The sequence below is a fragment of the Carnimonas bestiolae genome, assembly GCF_051251145.1.
In the GTDB taxonomy this organism is placed as follows: domain Bacteria; phylum Pseudomonadota; class Gammaproteobacteria; order Pseudomonadales; family Halomonadaceae; genus Carnimonas; species Carnimonas bestiolae.
The window spans coordinates 1-23,661 of the sequence record NZ_JBPCZK010000002.1 but is presented as its reverse complement, the minus strand read 5'-3'; the positions used below and the strand labels follow the sequence as shown (position 1 = coordinate 23,661).

Sequence of the window (23,661 nt, the reverse complement as noted above, 5' to 3'; positions counted from 1 at the left end):
ACGCTGTCAGAAGAAGCGATAGTCGAGTGATGCGGTTACCGAACGTGGCGCGCCAAACAGCATGCCGTCGTAAAAACCGTACTGCTGGTAATAGCGGCGATCGGTTAGGTTATCGATATTCACGGTAGCCGTCAGGCGATCCGTAATATCGTAGCGCGCCATCAGGTTGACCAGGGTATAGCTGCCGGTTTTCAGGTTGTGTTTATCGTAGCCGCCTTTGCCATCGGGACGGCCCGGGTTGGTCGACCATTCGCGAGAGGTTTGCAGCATAACGCCACCCCCTACCGTCAAGCGGTCGAGCGCACCGGGTAGCCGGTACGTGGTGAACGACTTGAACATGTGGTGCGGGTCCTGGCGGTAGTCCAGCCCGCTGGTGGTCAGGTAGGTGTAGCCTGCAAACAGATGCCAGTCGGGCGTAATCTCACCGCTGATTTCAGCATCAATGCCTTTCGATGTCACTCCATCGACGGTGCGATAGATATCACGACCGGTGGTAGCGTTTGGCACGCCCGTGTCTTCTGCAACGTTGCTCTTCTCGTTTTTGAAGAACGCCAGCTCGGTATTCACTCGATCATTCAGGAAGCTGGTCTTCCAACCTGCTTCGTAGCTTTTGCCTTTCTCTGGCGCTAGCAGCGTGCCGTTCGCATCTTCGGTTCCTGAGCTCTGCGGATTGAAGACATCGGTATAGCTAGCGTAAAGCGTGTTGTGCTCATCGATATCGAACACAAGACCTGCGTAAGGCGTAAATTCGCCGTGGTAGGTGGTGCGATCGCCGCGCGTTCTGGCGTTATCAAGATCGTAGCTGTCCTTGTAAGTACGGTAAGTGCTCAGACGCGCTCCGAGAATCAGCTTGAGCGGATCGATCAGGGTAAAACGGCCCGCCACGTAAACACCGTAGTTTTCGGTATGCGTAACATCGCGCGCATCGGTGCGGTGAGCATTGAAGTTGGGATAGCCCCCTGCGTGCCATTTGTCCCAAGGTGCCGCCGGAATACTGTCGGCACGGTATTGGCAGCCGTTCGGGTTCCATGGAGTGAAGTCGCCGATCCCGCAGTTGCCATATTTAGGACCGAAGCTGTAATCGGTATTGACGTCGCGGTAGCCATTGGCGCCGAAAATCAGGTCGTGACTATGGCCAAACAGGGTGAAGGGGCCGCCAACGTTGACATCCAGTGCTGTACGGCGTGCTTTTGATTCGGAATGCAGAGCGTTTAACACGGCACCGCTGCCGTCAGGATTCCAGAAGCCGCCGAAGCCGCCTTTCACGTTATTGACTTTGGCTACGCCCAAATTGTTGAAGTTGCGCGAATGAGTCTGAGCGAAAGAAGTGTGGAGATTCCATTCACTGCCCAAATCCTGATCGATATTGAAAAATAGCGTGGTCGTGCGCTGGTGAAGGGCGCTCCAATCGGCGGCAGGATTCGTTTTTCGTGGCAGATAGGTTTTGCTGCCGTCAGCGAACCAGATCGGCACGTTGCTGCCCCAACTCGCGCCGTTGTGGCGCAGCTGTTCATGCTGAATACCGATGTTCACGCGGGTCGAATCGGTGGGGTCGGCTTCGATATTGAACAATCCGCCAAAGCGCTTGATGCGCTCATTTTCGCGGAATGTGCGCGAATTTTCATAGCTAAGCACGGTTCTCGCGCGGATGCGGTTATCGCTGGTCAACGGCGTACTGCCATCGAGCATTACTCGCCGCTTGCCCCAACTGCCGCCAGTGGCTTTGATATCTAGCGCGGGTTTATAGCCAGGACGCTTGCGCTCCATGGTGACTGTCGCTGAAGGATCGCCGGTGCCGCCCATCAGGCCATTGGCTCCCCGTACTACCGCGACGTGATCGTAAAGATCCATGTTCAGTGAGTTGCCGGTACCGCTCAGTCCGCTGACGCCATCGAATTGCAGTCCATCGATCTTGAAATTGTTGATATCGAAGCCGCGTGCGCGAAACGTCGTGCGACCGCCGTTATCCATCGATTGCGAGCTGATTCCGGTGACGTTATTGAGCACGTCATCCAGATTCTCCATTTTCTGGTCGTCCATCTGCTGGCGCGTAATCACCGTGACCGATTGCGGGGTTTCCTTGGCACTCAGCGGAAGTCCTGTCGCGACCTGGGTATCTCCAGCGACATAGTGGCTGTTCTGGTAGTTGTTGGCGGCGCCTTCCACGATCACGGTTTGTAATCTTGTGCTACCGTCACCGCTTGTCGAGGTAGGAGACTGCTGGGCGTAAGCGTTTGTCACTGGGAGCGTAAAGAGCAAAAGCACGGTGTGTCGCTGCCAACTTTTCAGGAGGACAGAGTTAAGCGTATCCATAGGGTTCTCTTGAAATGACTATAGTTATCATTTGCATTAAATTTCGAATGGCGAATGAATACAACTAAAACTTAAGAAAGCAGCGATTCTTCGACGGTGCATGGCAACTGCAGAAAGCTGGATACGCCGTTCAGCCGCAGTGGCAAAAATTAAGCTCTCAACACAAAAACAGGGCGCTCCTAATGGAGCGCCCTGTTCGTTGGCACGCGTTAGCGCGCGATTTAGTCGGCTTTCGCTTCGAGTGCAGCGACTGCCGGTAGCGTTTTGCCTTCCACGTATTCCAGGAAGGCGCCGCCGCCGGTAGAGATATAGGACACTTGGTCGGCGATGCCGTACTTGTCGATGGCGGCGAGCGTATCGCCTCCGCCTGCGATCGAGAAGCCCGCGCTGGCTGCAATCGCTTCCGATAGCGCCTTGGTGCCGTTGGCAAACTGATCGATTTCGAAGACGCCCACTGGGCCGTTCCACAGAATCGTGCCGGCGTCTTTAAGACTGGCGGCAAAGGTAGCGGCTGTTTTGGGGCCTACATCGAGGATCATCTCGTCGTCTGCTACCTGATCGACAGGCTTGACCGTTGCTTCGGCACTTTCAGAAAACTCCTTGGCGACAACGACATCTTCAGGAATAGGCACATCTACCTTTTCCATCAGTGCCTTGGCGGAGTCGACCAGATCGGCTTCATAGAGTGATTTGCCTACCGAATAGCCGGCGGCTGCGATGAAGGTGTTGGCAATGCCGCCGCCTACAATCAGCTTGTCGCATTTATCCGACAGCGCATTGAGCACTTCCAGCTTGGTCGAGACCTTGGAACCGCCCACGATGGCGAGCATCGGGCGTTTAGGTTCGGCCAGCGCTTTATGCAATGCGCCAAGCTCGGAAGCCAACAGCGGGCCTGCTACCGCTACGGGCGCAAAACGCGCCACGCCGTGGGTGGACGCTTGTGCACGGTGAGCGGTGCCAAAGGCATCCATTACGAAGACGTCACAAAGGCTGGCGTAGGCGTTTGCCAGAGCTTCTTCGTCTTTCTTCTCGCCCTTGTTGAAGCGCACGTTTTCCAGCAGCACGACTTCGCCATCGCTGACTTCTGGCGCTTTATCGAGGTAATCCTGTACCAACCGTACCGGCTGGCCCAGCAACTCGCTAAGGCGCTCGGCAACCGGGGCGAGGCTGTACTGCTGCTCAAATTCGCCTTCAGTAGGGCGGCCCAAGTGGCTAAGCAGCAGCACTTTAGCGCCTGCCTGACTTGCCTGTTTGATAGTGTCGAGACTTGCCCGAATGCGAGCGTCCGACGCGACCTTGCCGTCCTTGATTGGCACGTTAAGGTCTTCGCGAATAAGAACGCGTTTTCCGGCGAGATCAATATCGCTCAATTTACGCACTGCCATATTCATGCTCCTGAAGTGCTTTCGTTTCTGCCCAAGGCGCTCTGCGGTAGAGGCCAGAAATACGTCCGCCCCGTTGGTGCACGACCAGCGGGGCGGAATTTAATCAGTCACGCGGATCGCGCAATTAACCGATCAGGTTTTCGGAAATCTTGACCAGGTTCTCGACGGTGAAGCCGAAGTGCTTGAACAACTCCTCAGCCTTACCGGATTCGCCGTAGCCGTTCATGCCGAGTACCTTGCCGTCGAGGCCAACGTACTTGTACCAGCCGCTAACGGAGGCTGCTTCTACGGCAACGCGTGCGCGAACTTTTTTCGGCAGTACCGATTCCTTGTAGGCATCGTCCTGGTCGTCGAACACGTTGGTAGACGGCATGGAGACAACGCGTACCTTGCGGCCCTTGCCTTCCAGTTCCTTGGCAGCGTCGACGGCCAGGCCTACTTCCGAGCCGGTCGCAATCAGAATCAGCTCCGGAGTGCCTTCGCTGTCGCGCAGTACGTAGCCGCCGCGACGAATGTTGGCGAGCTGCTCGTCGTTGCGCGGCTGAACTGCCAGCCCCTGACGAGACAACGCCAGCGCGGTAGGCGCATCGTTGCGGTGCAGAGCGTCGACCCATGCAGCAGCGGTTTCAACGCCGTCGGCCGGGCGCCAGGTGTACAGATTCGGAATCGCACGCATGGCTTCGAGCTGCTCGATCGGCTGGTGGGTCGGGCCGTCTTCGCCAAGACCGATGGAGTCGTGCGTAAACACATGCACCATCTGCGTGTGCATCAGCGCGGACATGCGCACTGCGTTGAACATGTACTCGACGAATACCAGGAAGGTGGCGTCGTAAGGAATGAAGCCGCCATGTACGGCGATACCGTTGGCAATGGCGCCCATACCGAATTCACGCACGCCGTAGTGCAGGTAGCCGCCAGAGAAGTCGTCCTTGGTAATGGCTTTGGCGCCGTTCCAGAAGGTCAGGTTGGACGGTGCAAGGTCAGCAGAGCCACCGAGGAATTCGGGCAGTACCGGGCCGAGTTCGTTGAGCACGTTTTGCGATGCCTTACGTGACGCAACTTTCTCGCCTTTTTCCTGGAACTGCTTGATCAGCGCGGCGCCGTCGAAGTCTTTCGGCAGCTGTTTGTTAGCACGACGCTTGAACTCTTCCGCCAGATCCGGGTGCGCTTTGGCGTAAGCGGCGAACTTCTCGTCGTATTCTTTCTCGAGCTTGGCGCCTTTCTCTTTGGCGTCCCATGCGTCGTAGTATTCCTTGGGAATTTCGAACGCGGGGTAGTCCCAGCCCAGCTCTTTACGCGCCAGCGCCACTTCGTCTTCACCCAGCGCAGCACCGTGGCTCTCTTCCTTGCCTGCCTTGTTGGGCGAGCCAAAGCCGATCACGGTTTTGCAGATAATCAGCGTGGGTTTGTCGGTCACTTTCTTCGATTCAACGATAGCGGCGTCAATGGCTTCAGCATCGTGACCATCGATAGGACCAATCACGTGCCAGTTGTACGCTTTGAAACGCTCAGCGGTATCGTCGGTGAACCAGCCAGCGACCTCGCCATCGATCGAGATGCCGTTGTCATCGTAGAAAACGGTCAGGTTGCCGAGACCGAGGGTGCCCGCCAGAGAGCACACTTCATGGCTTACGCCTTCCATCAGGCAGCCATCACCTGCGAAGGTGTAGATGTGATGGTTAACGATGTCGTGGCCATCACGGTTGAACTGTGCTGCCAGCGTGCGCTCGGCAATTGCCATACCTACGGCGTTGCCCAGGCCTTGTCCAAGCGGACCTGTGGTGGTTTCGATGCCGTCGGTGTAACCATATTCGGGATGGCCCGGAGTTTTCGAGCCGGTCTGACGGAACTGCTTGAGATCGTCGATGGACAGGTCATAGCCAGTCAGATGCAGCAGCGAATAATGCAGCATGGAGCCGTGACCGTTGGAAAGAATAAAGCGGTCGCGGTCAGCCCAGTGAGGATTGCCGGGGTTGTGCTTGAGGTGGTTGTTCCACAGCACTTCGGCGATGTCGGCCATTCCCATCGGCATACCGGGGTGACCTGAATTGGCCTTCTGAACGGCATCCATGGAGAGAGCGCGAACCGCGTTGGCTAGCTGACGATGTGATGGCATGACTTACAAACTCCTGATGTTCACAGTGAGTGAAGATTGTGGCTCCGCACCAATGATCGGGTTAGTTAGTAAACTTACGCAATTTTGTCGCAGGTTACCATGGGCCTTTGGTGTCAGGGCGCATTCATGAGGTGTTCACCGGCGCTATGGCCCGCGGCACCGCAGAGTCGATAGAGTTTCACTAGAATAGAGGTGAATGCTGCGACTGTGTAGCTCCGAAGGCGATTTTCACGCCATCGTCACTTTTATTCTTTGTGTTCTACCGACCCGGTTTCGCAACCACGTAGTAAATGTCTTTCTCTTTGATGCGTCCCTATACCGCACTTTTCAACAGTTAGGTGCGAAAAGGGTAAACCGTTGCAAATTCACAGGTGCATGCCGGGTGCGCTTATTAATAGCGCCATAAACGTCGGCGAATAACCTCATTCCGTTCGCGTGCTAGGCACATTTTGGCGCTAGGTGTAGACTCTGGCGCCACTATCAATGATGTTAGAGTGCGTATTGATGATGGCAAATAGCCGTCTATATTGAGCGCAGCTTGTCAGTGGGTTCTCTGGATCATCTTTGTTCCTCTTGCCATCGTTAGGCTGCTTGCTCCACAGCGCTCGGCGCTGGCGAGTGCTTAAGCGCGTGTCGTGTGCACCCCGCATCATCTAGCTAACAACCACATAAGGGCGAAGAATTTAATGAGTGAGTATTCTCTGTTTACGTCTGAATCTGTGTCTGAGGGACACCCGGACAAAATTGCCGATCAGATTTCCGATGCCGTACTGGATGCGTTGATTGCACGCGACAAGCAAGCGCGTGTGGCGTGTGAGACCCTCGTTAAAACAGGTGTTGCTATTGTAGCAGGCGAGATTACCACCAACGCTTGGGTCGATCTTGAGGAGCTGGTACGTAAAGTCATTACCAATATCGGCTATACCTCGTCTCAGGTCGGCTTTGATGGCGACACGTGCGGCGTGCTCAACATGATTGGCAAGCAGAGTGTGGATATTGCTCAAGGCGTTGATCGCGCCAAGCCTGAAGATCAGGGGGCAGGCGATCAGGGGTTGATGTTCGGCTATGCCACGAACGAAACCGAAACCTTCATGCCGGCGCCCGTGTACTACGCCCACCGGTTAGTGCAGCGTCAGTCCGAGCTGCGCAAGAACGGCACGCTGAACTGGTTGCGTCCCGATGCAAAAAGTCAGGTAACGTTCAGCTATGGTGAAGATGGCAAGCCAAACGCGGTCGATGCGGTAGTGCTCTCTACTCAGCACGACGAAAGCGTTTCATTAGACGAACTGAAGAAAGCGGTAGAAGAACTGATTATTCGTGATGTTCTTCCGGCAGAATGGATTACCGAAAACACCCGCTTCCACATCAACCCGACCGGCAAGTTCGTGATCGGCGGGCCGGTAGGCGATGCAGGCCTGACGGGCCGCAAGATTATCGTCGATACCTACGGCGGTATGGCGCGCCATGGTGGCGGGGCATTCTCGGGCAAGGATCCGTCCAAGGTTGACCGCAGCGCTGCCTACGCAGGTCGCTACGTGGCGAAAAACCTGGTGGCGGCAGGACTTGCTGATCGCTGTGAAATCCAGGTCTCCTACGCTATCGGTGTGGCCGAGCCTACCTCGGTTTCCATCAACACCTTCGGCACCGGTAAGGTGTCCGACGCGCGCATTATCGAGCTGGTGCGCGAGCATTTCGATCTGCGTCCCTTCGCGATTACCAAAATGCTTGATCTGCTCCACCCGATGTACCAATTGACCGCTGCCTATGGCCACTTCGGTCGTGAGCCTTTCGAGCACACTTACGAGTGGACCGATACCCAAGGCAAGCGTCAGTCGGAAACCTTCACTGCCTTCCCATGGGAGAAAGTGGACAAGGCTGAAGCGCTGCGCAAAAGCGCGGGTATCTGATACCACCACGTTTCAGTGGCATAAAAATGGCCCCGTTCCTATGAACGGGGCCATTTGCGTTTGAGCTATGCGGTTTATCTACTTGCCGATTACCCATTCGGGGACCAGATAAGCAAAACCGGCCGTTACCAGTCCTACCAGAATCAGCAACACCACGCTGTGCAGCAGTGTCTTACGCATAAGGTCCGATTCTTTCCCGGCCATCCCCGTAGCGGCCGCAGCTACCGCGATATTCTGCGGTGAAATCATTTTGGCCGCCATGCCTCCGGTACCGTTGGCCGCCACCATCAGGTTTTGCGATAGGTGGAGCTGCGAGGCGGTGTTGGCTTGCAGGCTCGAGAATAGCGCATTGGACGAGGTGACCGATCCGGTCAGGAAGACGCCCAGCCAGCCTAGTACAGGGGAGAAGAACGGGAATGCAGCGCCGGTGGCGACCAGGGCCAATGCCAGCGTGGTTGAGCCGCCCGAGTAATTGGTGACGAAGGCGAACGAGAGCACAGCGCTGATGGTAACGATGGTCCAGCGCAGCTCGTGCATCGTTTCACGGAAGGTTTTCCACGCCAGCGCCAGTGAGATGCGATGCAGCACAATCGTGATCAGCGCCGCCAGGAAAATGGCCGTGCCGGTGGAATTGATCGGATCGAACTTGAACACTGCTGACATGGCCTCCCGATGACCCGATGATTCCGCCAGAATCATATGATCAACCCACGGCACCGGAATATTCCATACCAGCCCGGAGAGTGGCCCGTCGCCGCTGAACAGTGCCTTGAAGGAGCTCGTCGTCCAGATCGACACCATCAGGGTCAGTACGATGAAGGGCGCCCAGGCGTTTAGCATCTTGCCCGCCGAGAGGTCGTTGCTAGTAGTATCCTGCGCTTGCTCGTGCTGTTTGGCGCGCGATGCTGCACCTTTAAGGCGCAGGTAAAGTGCCAGTGCGATCAGGCTGACCAGTGCGGCAACGATGTCGGGTAGTTCGGGCCCTATGAAGTTCGACACCAGGAACATGGTCGCCGTGAAACTGATGCCGCTGACCAGGCAGCTGTCCCAGGTTTCGCGAATGCCTTTCCAGCCATCCATCACCGCGACGAGCCAGAATGGCATCAGCAGGCTAAAGAAGATGAACTGGCGGCCTGTGTTGGCGCCAATGTCGAAGGCATCAAGGCCGCTCACTTGTGCACCTACCGCAATTTCGATGCCCAGCGCGCCGTAGGTCGCCGGTGCCATGTTGGCAATCAGACACAGTACCGCCGCTTGTACGGGAGGGAACCCCAGTCCGACCAGCAAGGCCGCGGTAATCGCTACGGGCGCGCCGAAACCTGCCGCCCCCTCGAGGAAGGCACCGAAGCTGAAGGCGATAAGCAGCACCTGCAAGCGGGGATCTGGCGTAATCGACTGTATCGATTGGCGAGCGATATCAAACTGGCCGCTTTTTACCGACAGCTGATACAAGAAGACGGCCGCGATAATGATCCAGACGATCGGCCAAAGCCCATAAAGTGCGCCGTAAATAGCCGTTGCCGCGGCAGAGGCGACCGGCATGTGGTAAACGACGATCGCAATGCCCAGCGAAATAACTAGCGTCGAGAGCGCGGCTACGTAACCTCTCACTCGAAATACCGCCAGTGCCAACAGAAAGAAAACCATCGGAATGACGGCGACAATTACCGACATCCACAAGCTTCCCAGGGGGGTAGGGTCCTGTAACCAAGGGGTCATTAACACATCCTTATTTTTTGGTTGGACGCTTAACACTGATGCTAGCGAGCCGGCATCAGTATAGTTTCACGACGGTGAATGCGGTGTAGTAAAGCGGTGCTAATAGAATGGCGTTAACAGCGACGATGGGTCGAGGCCGCCTGAGCTTCATGTGCCTGATTGCGCAATGGAATAGTACCGAGCAATAGCCTTTGTTACCGCTGTATTTATCATACGCTTTGTTGTGCGGCGTAACGGGCTAAGAGACTTAAGTTTATGATCTAGCGACTAATGAACGGCGATATTTCAGCACAACAAGCGACAGTGGAATTGCTCCAGTGGTAAGCTGGCGCCGAAGCATGTTGTGGATAAAATATCGAACAGCAAGCGCGGAGCTTGCCGCAGTAGTTACAGAGTAATCCTCCATGGCGACTTTTTGCCATCCCTGTGATGGTGTTTTTCTGCAGGCCAATTGCCGCGCAGTAACAGCCGGCCGTTGTCATGCAAGCAAGATACGGTTAATCGATCTAGGAACGCGGGAATCGAGCGTGGAACACCAATGAACTTATTACGCCGAAAAAGAATAGAAACAATGGTAGGCCCCAATGCCACAAAGGGCTCACAGCTAAAAAAGGTGTTAACCACCACTGATTTGGTGCTGCTCGGTTTGGGGGCAATGGTGGGTACCGGTATTTTTGTTGTTACCGGGCTGGGGGCTGAACGTGCCGGGCCGGCGTTAGCGCTCTCCTTCCTGCTCGCCGCTGCGGCCTGCGCCCTGGCTGCGCTCTGCTATTCTGAATTCGCCTCAATGATTCCGGTCGCAGGTTCCGGTTACACATACAGCTACGCCACGTTGGGTGAAATTGCAGCGTGGGTGGTGGGCTGGAGTTTGATCGCCGAATACGGGCTCGCTGCGGCGGCGGTGTCGGTAGGCTGGTCGGGCTATTTTCAGTCGTTGCTAGGCGGCTTGGGGATACACCTGCCTACCGTGCTTTCCGCTGCGCCGGGCGCTAGCGCCAGTGGGGCTCAAACGCTGTTCAACCTGCCAGCCTGTATCGTGATGCTGGTAATCACGACCATCCTTTCACTCGGTATCCGTGAATCCAAGCGCTTCAACAATTTATTGGTGTTGATCAAGGTTGCCGTGGTGCTGATGGTGGTTATTGTCGGCATTTGGTACGTGAAGCCTGAAAACCTGACGCCTTTCATGCCGTTCGGTGTATCGGGCATCGTGAGTGGCGCTGCGCTGGCGTTTTTCGCCTTCATCGGGTTCGATGCGGTGTCTTCTTCCGCTGAAGAAGTCAGCGATCCCCAGCGCAGTTTGCCTGTTGGGCTGCTGGGCTCCCTGGCTATTTGCGCGGCGCTTTATGCGTCGGTAGCGCTGGTCTCGACAGGTATTGTGCCGTTTGCCCAGTTTGTGGGCGTGGACGATCCCATCGCGCTGGTTATCTCTCGCACCGGCGTTAATTGGCTGTTCTATCTGGTGAATATCGCGGCCATTCTCGGCATGCTCACCGTTATTCTGGTGATGACCTACGGGCTGACTCGGTTGGTATTCGCGATGTCGCGAGATGGCTTGTTGCCGCCTTTGTTGTCGAAGGTCAACGATCGCCAGATTCCGGTAGCTTCGACGTGGGGGCTGGGTATTCTGGCAGCGTTGATTGCCGGCGTAGTACCTCTCGGCACACTGGCGGAACTGATCAATATGGGCACGCTGATGGCCTTTATTCTGATGTCCGTCGCGGTGCCGGTACTGCGTTTACGACGCCCCGATCTTAAGCGTTCGTTCTCGATGCCCATGCCGTTTGTATTGGGGCCGCTGTCGGTGGTGATCTGCCTGATTCTGGCCTTTAGCCTGGCATGGATGACCTGGATCGCATTTATCGCTTGGATGGCGGTAGGGCTGTTGTTCTATTTCGCCTACTCGCAGCGCCATGCACGTGTCGAAAATCTCGAGTAGTCGCCTGCGGCGTTGAACTTCGCGTCTCTATCATCAAGACCCCGGCCATGTGCCGGGGTTTTGCTTTTTGCGCTCGGTGCTCGGTGCTCGGTGCTCGGTGCTCGGTGCTCGGTGCTCGGTGCTCGGTGCTCGGTGCTCGGTGCTCGGTGCTCGGTGCTCGGTGCTCGGTGCTCGGTGCTCGGTGCTCGCGCTAGCACCGTCTCGTCGCTTTACCAATGACTCATTTGTTCAGTCTGGCCGCAATGCTATTAATCAATTCAATCTGTGGATAACACTGTGGATTAGGTGTTTTAAAGGCTGGAATAAGAGGTGGGTATTATCGTGAGTTTTGGGGTGTCTGCGTTCGATAGCGCGTCGTTACTGGGGTTAGGGGAAGCGGCAATGAATCGTGCTGTGGATTGTTACAATTCGCGGACACTCACCAACAGGCTTTACCATATATTGTGACTGCGAGTAGATTTGATTACTATATCTGGTAGATGAGCGATAAAGACAAGAGCGCCGTCGACGTTGTTTGTCAAGCCGAAATTTGGCGTTTTTAGCGTTTCTTTTTTACACGTCGACGCATGCTACACAGTCTCTCTACTACTTCTCTGGTGCGACGCCGCAATCCGCTTAGCCAGCATCCGATCTATAGGACCCGAGCCATGACATCGACTACCGTTGAACAGCAAACAACCAGCGCCACTTCCTCCACGGTAGTGGTGAAAGATGGTGGCAAGCGGCAAATGCCCTACGAGCGTGCTCGTCTCGAGCGCTACCTTGATCGCGTGCATAGCGAATTCCCCGACCTTGATATCGCCGACTATAAAAGCAAGGTGTTTGGCTTTATCGAGCGCAAGGAGCAGATCGCCGCTGAAGATATGGTTGGTCATCTCATTCGTGAAGCCGAGTCGCGCACCGATGTAGCGACCCCCGAGTGGGAGAAGTTTGCAGCGCGTCTTTATCTGAATCGCCTGTACAAGAAGGCGAGCAAGAATCGTTTCTACAACGACGATGATAAGTACGGCTCCTACGTTGGCCTGCAGGAGAGCCTTGGCGAGCGCGGTATCTATTCCGGTGACATTCTGCGTAACTACTCGAAGGATGAACTGGTCGAAGCGGGTAAAATGATCGAGCCCGATCGCGACAAACTGTTCGCTTACAACGGCCTCTATCTGCTGGCAACACGCTATCTGGCTACCGATCACACGCGTAACGTGTATGAGCTGCCGCAGGAGCGCTGGCTGACCATCGCGCTGTATCTGATGCAGGACGAAAAGCCGCGCGACAAGCGTATGCTGCTGGTCAAGGAAGCCTATTGGGCGCTGTCTAATCTTTATATGACCGTTGCGACGCCTACATTGGCCAACGCAGGTAAAATCGGCGGTCAGCTTTCCAGCTGCTTCATCGATACTGTGGACGACAGCCTGCAAGGCATCTACGACAGCAACACTGACGTTGCGCGTGTATCCAAACACGGCGGCGGCGTAGGCGCCTATCTGGGCTACGTGCGCAGCTCGGGTTCCTCTATTCGCGGCGTGCCGAATTCCAGCGGTGGTGTCGTGCCATGGGTCAAACAGCTGAACAATACCGCAGTAAGCGTCGATCAGCTTGGCCAGCGTAAAGGCGCCATCGCGGTCTACCTCGACGTATGGCATCGCGATATCGAAGCCTTCCTCGATCTGCGCCTGAACAATGGCGACCAGCGCCTGCGTGCGCACGACGTCTTCATCTCCGTGTGCTTGCCCGATCTCTTCATGGAGAAAGTGGAAAGCCGTGGTGATTGGTATCTGTTCGATCCGCACGAAGTGAAGGAGAAGAAGGGCTGGTATCTGCAGGACTTCTTCGACGAGAAACGCGGCGAAGGCAGTTTCCGCCAGAAGTACGAAGAAGTGGTGGCCGACGAGCGCATCAGCCGCAAGATCGTCAAGGCAATCGACATCTTCAAGCGCATCATGATCAGCCAGTTGGAAACCGGAAATCCCTTCATGTTCTACCGCGATGAAGTTAATCGCATGAACCCGAACAAGCATGAAGGCATGGTGTATTCCAGCAACCTGTGCACCGAAATTCTGCAGAACATGAGTCCCACGCGACTGATCCAAGAAGTGATTAGCGGTGACCAGATCGTCACGTCCAAGCAAGCGGGCGACTTTGTGGTGTGCAACCTTTCTTCCATCAATCTGGGCCGTGCGGTCACGGCAGAGCCGGAAGATCTGATGGATGAGGATGTGCTGGAACGCTTGATCAATATCGAAGTGCGTATGCTCGATAACGTTATTGATCTCAACTCGCTGCCAGTACCGCAGGCCACCATTACCAATCGCAAGTACCGCGCTATTGGCTTGGGCACCTTCGGTTGGCATCACCTGCTGGCACTCAAGGGCATTACCTGGAATTCGCCGGAAGCCGAAGAATATTGCGACAAGCTCTACGAGCGCATTAACTACCTGGCGATCAAGGCGAGCATGGAGCTGGCCAAAGAGAAGGGCACCTACAAGGTATTCAAGGGCAGCGACTGGCACACCGGCGAATACTTCGAGCGTCGCCATTACGATAACAGCGAATGGCAAGCGCTGGCCGCCAACGTTGCTGAATTTGGCGTGCGTAACGCCTACCTGCTCGCGGTAGCGCCGAACATGAGTACCGCTCAGATTGCCGGCTCTACAGCATCGATCGATCCGATTTATAGCGTCTTCTATTACGAAGAGAAGAAAGACTATCGCCGTCCGGTAGTGGCGCCTGATCTGTCGGTAGATACCTACTCCTTCTACGAGCAGGGTGCATACAAGATCGACCAGTTCGCTAGCGTGCGCCAGAACGGCCGCCGTCAGCGCCACGTTGACCAGTCGATCAGCTTCAACTTCTACGTGCCCAGCAGCATTCGCGCCAGCACGCTGCTCGATCTGCATATGACGGCATGGAAGGAAGGATTGAAAACTACCTACTACGTGCGTTCCAACGATATGGATATCGAAGAATGCGAGTGGTGCTCCAGCTAACGGAGCAGAGATAAGGCGCGGTCAACTCGTTGGGCCGCGCACTGTTCAGGCTCCTGACTGCGCTTTGCCTTGCTCGGCGGCGCAGTTTTTCTGCCTGATGCTCGAGCTGGTTTAGGGGCGCATCAGGCGATTTGCGCGACCTTCGCTGCTCCAGCGATTAGCCAGTCACCCTAGCGCCGTAGCGGACGACCGCTCTCATTCGTTTTTGACGACATCATCTCTACAGTGTCTGCATCGCGCTAGCACTGTGTTGCACCAAACGGACCATTGCTTCATGACCACTGAAAACGCTAGCTCGCAGCTCGACCGCATCAAGATTCTCGAACCGCTCAATCCCAATCGCGCCACGGGTATCATCAATGGCAAGGCGAGCGGCGTGCTCAACTGGAACGATATTCCGTATCCTTCGTTCTACCGAGCCTACAAAGAGCTATCGACCAACTACTGGATTCCCGACGAAGTCGATATGAAAGGGGATGCCAAGCAGTATGGCGAGCTGTCGGCGCGTGAGAAAAATGCCTACGATTCGATTATTGGCTTGCTCGCGACGCTGGATTCGCCGCAAACGCGCTTCATCTATAACGTGGCGGAGTACATCACCGATCCTGCAGCGCACGCCAATGCGGCAATCATCGGTCAGCAAGAGGTAATTCACAACGAGAGCTACTCGTATGTGCTTGCTTCCATTACTGATTTACAGAACCAGAATCGCGTGTTCGAACTGGCGCGTACTCATCCCACCATTATCAAGCGTAACGAGCCCATCATGGAGTCGTACAACGACTTCATGCTCGATAAAACGCCGATTAATCTGGTCAAGTCGCTGATCCAGTCGTCGATTCTCGAAGGCATTAACTTCTATTCAGGTTTTGCGTACTTCTACAACCTGGTTCGCCAAAACCGCATGACAGGTACCGGTAAAATCATCAGCTTCATCAATCGTGATGAGTTGGCGCACTCCAAGTTCATTAGTGAGCTGATCCGCGCCATTATCGGCGAGAACCAGTCCCTGCAGGGTGAGGAAATCACCGAGTACACCCACAAGGCGTTCCAGCATGCGATCGAGCTGGAAACCACCTGGTCGGCAGAAGTGCTTGATGGCATCGAAGGCATCGATGTCGACGAGATGATCAATTACGTTAAGTATCGCGCCAATAAAATGGCAGGCATGCTGGGCATCGAGAAGATATATAGCCAGAGCAACGAGAACGTAATGCCGTGGATCAAGGCCTACGCCGATAACTTTACCGAAACTAAAACCGACTTCTTCGAAATGCGTAACTCAAGCTATAAGAAAACCAATTCGGACAACGGTTTCGACGATCTTTAATATCAGGCGTGCCCGCGAGCGTAATGCTTCGCCTATCGGCACCAGCAAGGCGGTGATTGGCTAGCGTTGGTAGTTCTCGCCTGAGTATGTTGGCGGGAACTCCAATTCCCTTGGGTAGGGGAGACAGTGATGAAAATCCTGCTGGCGTTTGACTCTCTAAGCGGCAACACCCGCGAGGTAGCAACGCTGATACAACATGAGGCCGAGGGCGCTGGTCATGTAGTAACGCCGGTGTTTGTGACCATCGAGTCGCTTCAGGATGTTGTTCCCGAGCCCTTTGAGGAATCCGCGTTCGACCTTTACATGCTGGGCTCGTGGTCGCACAACTATGGGCGTACGCCGCCTGAAATGAAGGAATTTATTGCTGAGCTATACCAGCAGGTAGGCAAACCCCGCCATACCGCTGTGTTCGGCACCGGTGAGACTCAGTGGGGGCCCGAGTACTACTGCGGAGCGGTAGTGCGCATGGCTAACTTCTTCGCAACACCGTACCCACCGCTTAAAATAGAACAGATGCCGCACGGTCAGCGCGATCGTGACGCGATAATCGAATGGACGCATCGCGTCCTGGCTGGCTGCAAGGAGCGCCGCGAGTAATGAACACTGTCGAGATCACATCAGCTGAGGCGTTTGCCCAGGCGCTGAAGGATTATCCCACGCTGCTGGTCGACTTCTTCAAGGATGACTGCCCCGGCTGCAAAATGCTCGAGGTATCGTTGGACAAGGTAAGCAATAGCGCTGCCGCCGAAGGGGTTACGCTAGCAAAGGTAAAGCTTGAGAACATTGGCGAGGAGTTCTTTTTCTCCCACCGCCTGCGCCAAACCCCCACGTTGCTGCTGTTCAAGAATGGAGAAGAAGCCGGCCGTCTGCCAGGCTTTGTTCCCCCGGCCAAGATCGAAGCGCTGCTTAACGCCTGATCCTCAGGTTTGCTGCAACAATAAGCTGCCGACGCCATTGATAATGGTGTCGGCATTTTTTGTGATCGAAGGTGAACGCGCTGCTATCGAGCGGAAGCTGTTTTCATACTTAAGTATGAGATATTTAGATGATAATTTTTATCATTAGAGTTGCATTGTCCTTTAGAAGCCTCTAATATCGTTCCTGTGATGTTCGCCAAGCATCACATTTGTCCTCAGCTGGCTCCGGCCTTTTGAAGACATCTCCTCATCAAGCTAGTCACGGTCTTTATGCCGCCCCACATGGGGCGGTTTTTTTGTTTTTAAGAAGTGGCGAGGAATGATTTATCCACTGCTATCTGCTCTGTTTATACTTTCCCTCAAGCACTTTACTTGGAGACCCCCTCGACGATGACACCACCGTCCTATCCCACCACGCCCGATGGCCGCTATTTTGTCGCCAAGGATAAACTGTGGCGGAAAACTGATCCGCGTCTCGCTGAATCAACGCGTCAGCAGAGAGTGAATGAGTTGATGCGGGCGCGGCGTGCGGTTAAAGAAGCGAAGCAGAGTGAAGATGCAGCGGCGTTAAAGCGTGCGCGCGATGCTGTGAATGAGGCCAAAATAGCCTTGGGCGAGCGCGGCCCGGTGTGGTGGGACGATGGAGCCGAGGATGAGACGGGCAAGCATCCTCGCAATAGCACTTACGCAGATTGGTGGGCTGAACTGAACACCCGTTAGCGAGCTGTATGCGCCTGCTGGGTGGGCGTGGCACGGGTTGTGAGTCGGTAATCTACAGCATCATGCCAATTTAATGAGAATTTTTATCATTAGTGTTGTTTTTTCATTTAGGGGGCTGTAGTATTGCTCCTGTGATGTCGCCAAGCATCACATTGTCCTCGAGTGGCAGTAGTCAATCGAAGACATCTCCTCATCAAGCTAGTCACGGTCTTTACCCTCTCCGACCTTCGGAGGGGGCTTTTTTGCGCGTGTATATTTGGCACATAGCCCTCTAGAGTGATAAGATTGTCGACAGAATTCTTCGCTTGATGAGGCGTAAGAAGTTAAGTGCTCGCCGTAGAGCGAGCCATTGGCATTAAGATCGTCGCTTTCTCCAGAGTGGCGATCTTTTTTTATTCCCCTGTTTCGCTTATCCCGCCCGCAGTACTTCTGCCGTTCCGACACCGCGTGTAAAAATTCAGGCACAATTTATCTCTGTGCTCGGGTATGCTTGCAGCAGTATTTCCGATTGTGGTCGACAGGGACGTTACCAATGATGAAAAACATCGTTCGCATGATTCTGCTGAGCGCTGCACTGGCAGCGCTGGCTGGGTGTCAGAGTGTTTCCTCGGTATTTCACTCAGACGACGACTCAGCAGGCACCGTATCTTCAGAGAAGCCGGCACCTACCGGACCTGTGCAGCGTATTCCTTTTCCGGCGGATGAGTATCAGAAGCTGGCGCGCTCCGGCTCTTCCAGCATTGTGGGGCAAGTATTTTCCACGCGTGATGGCAAACGCTACGCCATGACCGGTCCGGAAATTTTAGCGGTGCCTGTCACCAGCTACTCTCGTCAGGCGTATGAAGCGCTGCAGCAAAATCGCAAGATTTCTCCGGCTGATCCGCGTGCGCAGAAGTACACGCTGCGTACCCTTGGGAATGATGCTGGTAAATTCGAATTTAACGGTCTCGCAGCGGGTAGCTACTACCTGATTACCACTGCCCACAAGGACGTTAGCGAAGGTGATTCGTACTCACGTGGTAAGCAGGTTATTCAGCAAGAAGTGGGCGTAGGCAAGGGGCAGACCAGCAAAGTAACGCTGGCGCCTTAATGCGTTCAGTCCGCACTGCATAAATCGGGTTTGCTGCGGGGTATTGATCGAGTGGGGGCTGTGGTTGTTCGGCACGCCAAGTGGCCGGTTTCGTCCAGCTCCCATTGGCTTTTATGTATGACGCGGCGGCGGGATGTCAGCACTATCGCCTTCCGGTCGCGCGCGTGTTTTTGAATCAAACGGGTTTTGTCATGTCATCGTCCATCAATGTTAGCTTCGAATTCTTCCCTCCGCGTACTGATGCAGGGCGCGACAAGTTAAAAGGGGTGCGCGATGCATTGGCGGCCAAGCAGCCCGAGTTCTTTTCTGTAACGTTTGGCGCGGGTGGATCAACGCGTGATCGCACATTGGAAACCGTGCTTTCGCTACGTGAGTCCGGTATCGACACGGCGCCACATCTTTCCTGCATATCGAGCGAGCGAGACGAAATATACGCATTGCTGGATCGCTATAAAGAGCAAGGAATCAAACGCATTGTCGCGCTGCGTGGCGATATGCCGTCAGGCCAGATGGGGGTGGGCGAACTGCGCTATGCCAACCAGTTGATCGAGCTGATTCGCGAGCGGCACGGTGATTACTTCGATCTTGTGGTTGGGGCTTACCCTGAAATGCATCCACAGGCGAAAGGGTTTGAATCCGATCTTCAGTTCTTTGCCAACAAAATGAAGGCAGGGGCCAACCGGGCCGTTACCCAGTATTTTTTCGATGCGGAAGCCTATTTCCATTTCGCAGAGCGCGCGCAGGCACTGGGCGTCGATCAGCCGATCATTCCAGGCATCATGCCGATTACCAAGGTGGAGAGCTTGCTGCGCTTTTCTTCAGTATGCGGCGCGGGTATTCCCCGCTGGATCGAGAAGCAGTTGGAAGCTTACGCCGACGATGAGCAAAGCGTGCGCGCTTTCGGGCACGAGGTGGTGGCGCGTTTGTGCGAGCGTTTGGTCGAGGGTGGTGCGCCCGCGCTGCATTTCTATACGCTTAATCAAGCCGAACCTACCTTGAAGATACTTGAGGCGATCGGGCGCTGATGGCGTCGGGCGGGGCTAGTGGCGAGTGATGCTGCCTGGATCGAGAATCTTAACGGTCTGAATATCGTTCTCCGGCTCCGCGGCTGGCTTGTTCACGCGTGTTTCCAGCTCTCCCACGTTTTGCTGCTCCAGCGGTAGCTGCTCGAAGAAGTCGCAATCTACACACTCTCTATAGCGAATGCCGTTTTGCTCCCATGCTTTGAGCGTGTCCATGGTGGAACAGCGCGGGCATACGGCACCGGCAATGAAGCGTTTCTTGACGGTCATGACATTGTCCTGCGTTGTCAAAAGCGAAGGCCCGCGCAAAGCGGGCCTTTTTGCTGTTTGGTTAGGCGGCGCTGTCGATGCCTGAATGGCGAAGCAGCGGATCAATGCTGGGCTCGCGGCCGCGGAAAGCCTCGAACAGCTCTTTGGCGTCGCGGGAGCCGCCGCGTTCCAGTATTTCGCTTCTGAAACGTTGACCGGTTCCCTGATCGAAAACGCCGGCTTCTTCGAAGGCCGAATAGGCATCGGCAGACAGCACTTCTGCCCACTTGTAGCTGTAATATCCGGCAGCATAGCCACCCGCGAAAATATGCGCAAAACCATGCTGGAAGCGGTTATACGACGTTTGCGGGGCAACCGATACGTCGTCGCGCACGTTATCGAGCATCTTCTGGATAGCGGCGCTGTCGGGCTGCTTGAGTTCGTGATGCAAACGGAAATCGAACAGCGAGAATTCGAGCTGTCTTACCATCTGCATGGCAGATTCGAAGTTACGAGCAGCCAGCAGTTTTTGATATAGATCGTCCGGTAGTGTCTCTCCGGTATCCACGTGGGAAGTGATTAAATCAAGCCCTTCGCGCTCCCAGCAGAAATTTTCCATGAACTGGCTGGGCAGCTCCACGGCGTCCCACGCGACACCGTTAATGCCGGAAATTTCCGCCACTTCCTGGCGCGTCAGCATATGATGCAGGCCATGGCCAAACTCGTGGAAGAGCGTGGTAACTTCCGAATGAGTTAACAGCGCGGGCTTGTTGCCTACCGGACGAGTGAAGTTGCAGGTCAGGTACGCTACCGGATGCTGCAGAGTGCCATCGACGCGGCGCAGGCGAGTTCGGCAAACATCCATCCAGGCACCGCCGCGTTTACCCTCGCGGGCGTACAGGTCGAGATAGAAGCCGGCAATCAGCTCACCGTTATCGCGGATTTCGAAATAACGAACGTCGTCATTCCAGATAGCCACGTCGGTGCGCTCGGTAAATTCGACGCCATAGAGGCGGTTGACCACCTTGAACAGACCTTCGATGGCCTTGGGTGCAGGGAAATAAGGGCGCAATTGTTCTTGCGAAATCGCGTAGCGATCCTCGCGCAGCTTTTCAGCGGCGTAGGTCGAATCCCAGCTTTCCAGTGTATCGATGCCCAGCGTATCTTTGGCGTAGTGCGCCAGCTCGGCGTATTCACGCTCCGCCTGCGGTTTGGCGCGCTTGGCAAGGTCATTCAGGAAGTGAAGTACCTGCTGCGGAGAATCAGCCATTTTGGTCGCGAGCGACAGGTCGGCGTAAGTAGCGAAACCGAGCAACTGGGCCAACTCCTGGCGAAGTGTGACGATTTCTGCCATCACCTCAGAGTTGTCGAACTCGCCAGCGTTAGGGCCCTTGTCGGAGGCGCGCGTAACAAACGCTTCCTGCACTTGTTGGCGCAGCTCACGGTCGTCGGCGTAGGTGAGTACCGGTAGTAAGCTAGGAAAGTCGAGCGTGACGCGATAGCCATCTGCGCCTTTGGCTTCTGCATTAGCGCGCAGAATGTCACGCGCGCTTTCGGGCAGCCCTGCCAACTGGCTTTCTTCGATATCGAGATGCCACGCCTGAGTGGCGTCCAGCACGTTATTGGCGAAGTTATTGGAGAGCTCTGACAAGCGCGTTTGGATAGCCCCGTAGCGCTTTTTGTCTGCGTCGGGCAGATCCACGCCAGCCAGGCGGAAATCGCGCAGGGTGTTGTCGATCGACTTGCGCTGTGCCTCATCGAGAGTGGCAAATTCGTCGCTATCTCGAAGCGCCTTGTACGCGTTAAAGAGCCCTTCATGCTGGCCCATCCAGGTGCTGAATTCAGACAGCTTGGGAAGGCAGGCTTGATATGCTTCGCGCAATTCGGGCGAGTTGGCCACTGAATTCAGATGAGAAACAGGCGACCATGCCTGGGCAAGCTGTTCACCGGCATCTTCCAGCGGCTTGACTAGCGCATTCCAACTGATCTGCCCGCTCGCGACAATCTCATCCACCGCTTTTTTGTGCGCATCGATCAATTGTGAGATGGCGGGCTCAATGTGTTCTGGCTTGATCGCGTTAAAAGGCGGTAGCTCATGGCGTTCGAGCAAAGGATTGCCGGACATTGCTGTTCCTTATGTGAATGTGGCTGTTAAGGATTACATGGGGCTGAGTGGCGTTGCTTTCAATCGCATTGCGCCGCTACTACAGCGTTTCGCGCGAGGCTCTGATAAATTGTGCACCGCCTATATAAGTATACAAATGTCCAAGGATACGTCATGAAAGAAGTGGTTGATCGCTGGAGTTCCCGGCGTGCCTTTATTCTAGCGGTAACGGGCGCTGCCGTTGGTCTTGGCAATATCTGGCGTTTTCCTTATGTCGCTGGCGAGAACGGCGGCGCGCTATTCTTCCTTCTTTATGTCTTTTTTGTGCTTGCTATGGGGCTCCCCGTGATGATTGCCGAGATCATGATTGGGCGGGCTGGTCGACGCCCTCCCATTCAGGCATTGGCGGCTTTGGCACAGGAACGCGGGCGTTCTGCGAAATGGTCGTGGGTAGCAGGCTTTGGGCTACTAACGGTTTTTCTAGTGCTGTCGTTCTATTCGGTGGTGTCGGGATGGTCGATTGAATATCTGTCGAGTACCGTGCAGGGCAAATTCGCGGGTGCATCAGCGGAGAACATCAGCCACGCGCTTGATGTCTTTTTGGCGAATCCCTGGCTAGTGGTATTGAATCACTCGCTGTTCATGCTGCTAACAATGGCGGTAGTAGCAAAGGGTGTCTCGTCGGGGCTAGAGCGATTAAACAATTGGCTGATGCCGCTGCTCTATCTTTTGCTTGTCGTACTGGTGATCTATGCAGCGACCACGCCGGGATTTGGTGAGGCACTGAAGTGGCTGTTCTCGCCCAAATTTGAGGAGCTAACGCCGCTAGTGGTGGTTAACGCGCTGGGGCATGCCTTCTTCACACTGGCTATTGGTGCCTGCGCGTTAATGGCCTACGGCGCTTACATGCCGGAAGACCAAAGTCTGGTGAAGGCGGTGGTTATTGTGGCGGTACTGGATGTGCTCGTTGCGGTGCTGTCAGGAGTGGCAATTTTCTCGGTGGTGTTCTCGCATCATCTCGACCCCACCAGCGGGCCGGGTCTTATGTTTGTAGCGTTGCCCATCGCCTTTTCAGCAATGCCGTTTGGCATCCCTCTATTGGGTGCCTTCTTCTTGCTGCTGCTGTTCGCGACCTGGACCTCCTCCATTAACCTTGCCGAGCCGATGGTGGCGTCAATCAGCACCGGAAGACTCTCGCGGCCTGTGGCAGCGCTTATCGTTGGGCTGTGTGTATGGGCGGCAGGGCTGCTGCCGGCGCTGTCCTTTTCGACGTTGGCGAATGTGCGACCGATTGCCGGGATGACGTTCTTCGATCTGGTTACCAGTGTGCCGCCGGACATATTCCTACCGCTTGGCGGGCTGATGATTGCCTGGTTCGCGGCCAACGTGCTCGACCCTGAGAAGGCGGCGGGTGCGCTGGGAGTGGGGACATCGGGATTTTGGTTGTGGCTGCATATTACGCGCTACGTTGCCATCCCTTTGGTAGTGCTGGTTTTGCTATCAGCATTGGTGCCCAAACTGATCTGAATGAGTCGATTGTCTTAAATTTGAAATATGCTATTGCGTAAGGCCAGTGGAGCCTATATAGTACGCCTCCACCGCTGGGGCAGGTCCTCAGCAGTGGGAAGTTAGCGGATTTGTTAAGCCGTTGATTTTCGGAGGTAAAGCGCGGTGTTGTTGAGCTAACGGAAACGTTAACGAAAGCAAAAAAGCGATTGACTTCCACACCGGATTGCGTAGAATACGCATCCACTTGAACGGGGCACGGTTTAGCGCTTCAGTTCGACGCTCTTTAACAAATCGATCAGACAATTTGTGTGGGCGCTCGTTTCGATTCGGACGGCAACGTCACTCACCACGCTCGCA

General features: G+C 55.1%; 16 protein-coding genes. 10 read left to right on the top strand and 6 right to left on the bottom strand.

Annotation, left to right across the window (positions count from 1 at the left end):
* Nucleotides 1-6: 6 nt before the first annotated feature.
* The 3 genes from R84865_RS03490 to tkt form a co-directional block, all read right to left on the bottom strand.
* On the bottom strand, nt 7-2,172 hold the full coding sequence (locus R84865_RS03490) for a TonB-dependent siderophore receptor (RefSeq protein ID WP_435638841.1): 2,166 nt from the start codon (nt 2,170-2,172) through the stop codon (nt 7-9).
* A 362-nt stretch (nt 2,173-2,534) separates the two neighbouring features.
* Nucleotides 2,535-3,698 (bottom strand): phosphoglycerate kinase, encoded by a 1,164-nt coding sequence (locus R84865_RS03485; RefSeq protein ID WP_435638840.1) that lies wholly within the window; start codon nt 3,696-3,698, stop codon nt 2,535-2,537.
* Between the two features lie 124 nt (nt 3,699-3,822).
* A complete protein-coding gene (gene tkt, locus R84865_RS03480) occupies nt 3,823-5,814 on the bottom strand; it encodes a transketolase (protein ID WP_435638839.1) in 1,992 nt (663 codons plus the stop codon).
* Nucleotides 5,815-6,500: 686 nt separating this feature from the next.
* Between tkt and metK the strand changes: the two genes are divergently transcribed.
* Nucleotides 6,501-7,721 carry a methionine adenosyltransferase gene (metK, locus tag R84865_RS03475; protein WP_435632776.1) on the top strand — a complete coding sequence of 407 codons (1,221 nt, stop codon included), beginning with the start codon at nt 6,501-6,503 and terminating at the stop codon, nt 7,719-7,721.
* Between the two features lie 78 nt (nt 7,722-7,799).
* Here the strand turns inward: metK and R84865_RS03470 are convergent, their stop codons facing one another.
* On the bottom strand, nt 7,800-9,440 hold the full coding sequence (locus R84865_RS03470; RefSeq protein WP_435632775.1) for a lactate permease LctP family transporter: 1,641 nt from the start codon (nt 9,438-9,440) through the stop codon (nt 7,800-7,802).
* 571 nt (nt 9,441-10,011) lie between these two features.
* Here R84865_RS03470 and R84865_RS03465 point away from each other — a divergent pair.
* From R84865_RS03465 to metF, 8 genes are all read left to right on the top strand, one after another.
* Nucleotides 10,012-11,379 (top strand): amino acid permease, encoded by a 1,368-nt coding sequence (locus R84865_RS03465; protein ID WP_435637839.1) that lies wholly within the window; start codon nt 10,012-10,014, stop codon nt 11,377-11,379.
* A 647-nt stretch (nt 11,380-12,026) separates the two neighbouring features.
* Nucleotides 12,027-14,363, top strand: a complete 2,337-nt coding sequence (locus tag R84865_RS03460; protein ID WP_435637840.1) for a ribonucleoside-diphosphate reductase subunit alpha — start codon at nt 12,027-12,029, stop codon at nt 14,361-14,363.
* Nucleotides 14,364-14,637: 274 nt separating this feature from the next.
* Entirely contained in the window at nt 14,638-15,693 is a 1,056-nt protein-coding gene (locus R84865_RS03455; RefSeq protein WP_435632772.1) for a ribonucleotide-diphosphate reductase subunit beta, read from the top strand.
* A 129-nt stretch (nt 15,694-15,822) separates the two neighbouring features.
* A complete protein-coding gene (locus R84865_RS03450) occupies nt 15,823-16,290 on the top strand; it encodes a flavodoxin (protein ID WP_435638838.1) in 468 nt (155 codons plus the stop codon).
* Nucleotides 16,290-16,610, top strand: coding sequence for a thioredoxin family protein (locus R84865_RS03445; protein WP_435638837.1), 321 nt, complete (start codon nt 16,290-16,292; stop codon nt 16,608-16,610). The genes R84865_RS03450 and R84865_RS03445 overlap by 1 nt, the downstream gene beginning before the upstream one ends.
* A gap of 390 nt (nt 16,611-17,000) precedes the next feature.
* On the top strand, nt 17,001-17,330 hold the full coding sequence (locus tag R84865_RS03440; protein ID WP_435632769.1) for a hypothetical protein: 330 nt from the start codon (nt 17,001-17,003) through the stop codon (nt 17,328-17,330).
* Between the two features lie 532 nt (nt 17,331-17,862).
* Nucleotides 17,863-18,420, top strand: a complete 558-nt coding sequence (locus R84865_RS03435) for a hypothetical protein (protein WP_435637842.1) — start codon at nt 17,863-17,865, stop codon at nt 18,418-18,420.
* A gap of 191 nt (nt 18,421-18,611) precedes the next feature.
* Nucleotides 18,612-19,445, top strand: coding sequence for a methylenetetrahydrofolate reductase [NAD(P)H] (metF, locus tag R84865_RS03430; RefSeq protein ID WP_435637843.1), 834 nt, complete (start codon nt 18,612-18,614; stop codon nt 19,443-19,445).
* 15 nt (nt 19,446-19,460) lie between these two features.
* Here metF and R84865_RS03425 read toward each other — a convergent pair whose 3' ends face one another.
* Together R84865_RS03425 and prlC are read right to left on the bottom strand one after the other, a co-directional pair.
* Nucleotides 19,461-19,712: a YheV family putative zinc ribbon protein gene (locus R84865_RS03425; protein ID WP_435638836.1), complete on the bottom strand. Its 252-nt coding sequence runs from the start codon at nt 19,710-19,712 to the stop codon at nt 19,461-19,463.
* Nucleotides 19,713-19,773: 61 nt separating this feature from the next.
* Nucleotides 19,774-21,816 carry an oligopeptidase A gene (gene prlC, locus R84865_RS03420; protein WP_435638835.1) on the bottom strand — a complete coding sequence of 681 codons (2,043 nt, stop codon included), beginning with the start codon at nt 21,814-21,816 and terminating at the stop codon, nt 19,774-19,776.
* 153 nt (nt 21,817-21,969) lie between these two features.
* Between prlC and R84865_RS03415 the strand changes: the two genes are divergently transcribed.
* On the top strand, nt 21,970-23,322 hold the full coding sequence (locus R84865_RS03415) for a sodium-dependent transporter (protein WP_435638834.1): 1,353 nt from the start codon (nt 21,970-21,972) through the stop codon (nt 23,320-23,322).
* The last annotated feature ends 339 nt before the right edge of the window (nt 23,323-23,661 follow it).

Excerpts from the sequence above, each read along its gene's own strand:
- tkt (WP_435638839.1), bottom strand. The coding sequence starts at position 5,814 with ATGCCATCACATCGTCAGCTAGCCAACGCGGTTCGCGCTCTCTCCATG.
- R84865_RS03425 (WP_435638836.1), bottom strand. The coding sequence starts at position 19,712 with ATGACCGTCAAGAAACGCTTCATTGCCGGTGCCGTATGCCCGCGCTGT.
- R84865_RS03415 (WP_435638834.1), top strand. The coding sequence starts at position 21,970 with ATGAAAGAAGTGGTTGATCGCTGGAGTTCCCGGCGTGCCTTTATTCTA.
- R84865_RS03440 (WP_435632769.1), top strand. The coding sequence starts at position 17,001 with ATGACACCACCGTCCTATCCCACCACGCCCGATGGCCGCTATTTTGTC.
- R84865_RS03485 (WP_435638840.1), bottom strand. The coding sequence starts at position 3,698 with ATGGCAGTGCGTAAATTGAGCGATATTGATCTCGCCGGAAAACGCGTT.
- R84865_RS03445 (WP_435638837.1), top strand. The coding sequence starts at position 16,290 with ATGAACACTGTCGAGATCACATCAGCTGAGGCGTTTGCCCAGGCGCTG.
- R84865_RS03460 (WP_435637840.1), top strand. The coding sequence starts at position 12,027 with ATGACATCGACTACCGTTGAACAGCAAACAACCAGCGCCACTTCCTCC.
- R84865_RS03455 (WP_435632772.1), top strand. The coding sequence starts at position 14,638 with ATGACCACTGAAAACGCTAGCTCGCAGCTCGACCGCATCAAGATTCTC.
- R84865_RS03465 (WP_435637839.1), top strand. The coding sequence starts at position 10,012 with ATGGTAGGCCCCAATGCCACAAAGGGCTCACAGCTAAAAAAGGTGTTA.
- metK (WP_435632776.1), top strand. The coding sequence starts at position 6,501 with ATGAGTGAGTATTCTCTGTTTACGTCTGAATCTGTGTCTGAGGGACAC.
- R84865_RS03435 (WP_435637842.1), top strand. The coding sequence starts at position 17,863 with ATGATGAAAAACATCGTTCGCATGATTCTGCTGAGCGCTGCACTGGCA.
- metF (WP_435637843.1), top strand. The coding sequence starts at position 18,612 with ATGTCATCGTCCATCAATGTTAGCTTCGAATTCTTCCCTCCGCGTACT.
- R84865_RS03450 (WP_435638838.1), top strand. The coding sequence starts at position 15,823 with ATGAAAATCCTGCTGGCGTTTGACTCTCTAAGCGGCAACACCCGCGAG.
- prlC (WP_435638835.1), bottom strand. The coding sequence starts at position 21,816 with ATGTCCGGCAATCCTTTGCTCGAACGCCATGAGCTACCGCCTTTTAAC.
- R84865_RS03470 (WP_435632775.1), bottom strand. The coding sequence starts at position 9,440 with ATGACCCCTTGGTTACAGGACCCTACCCCCCTGGGAAGCTTGTGGATG.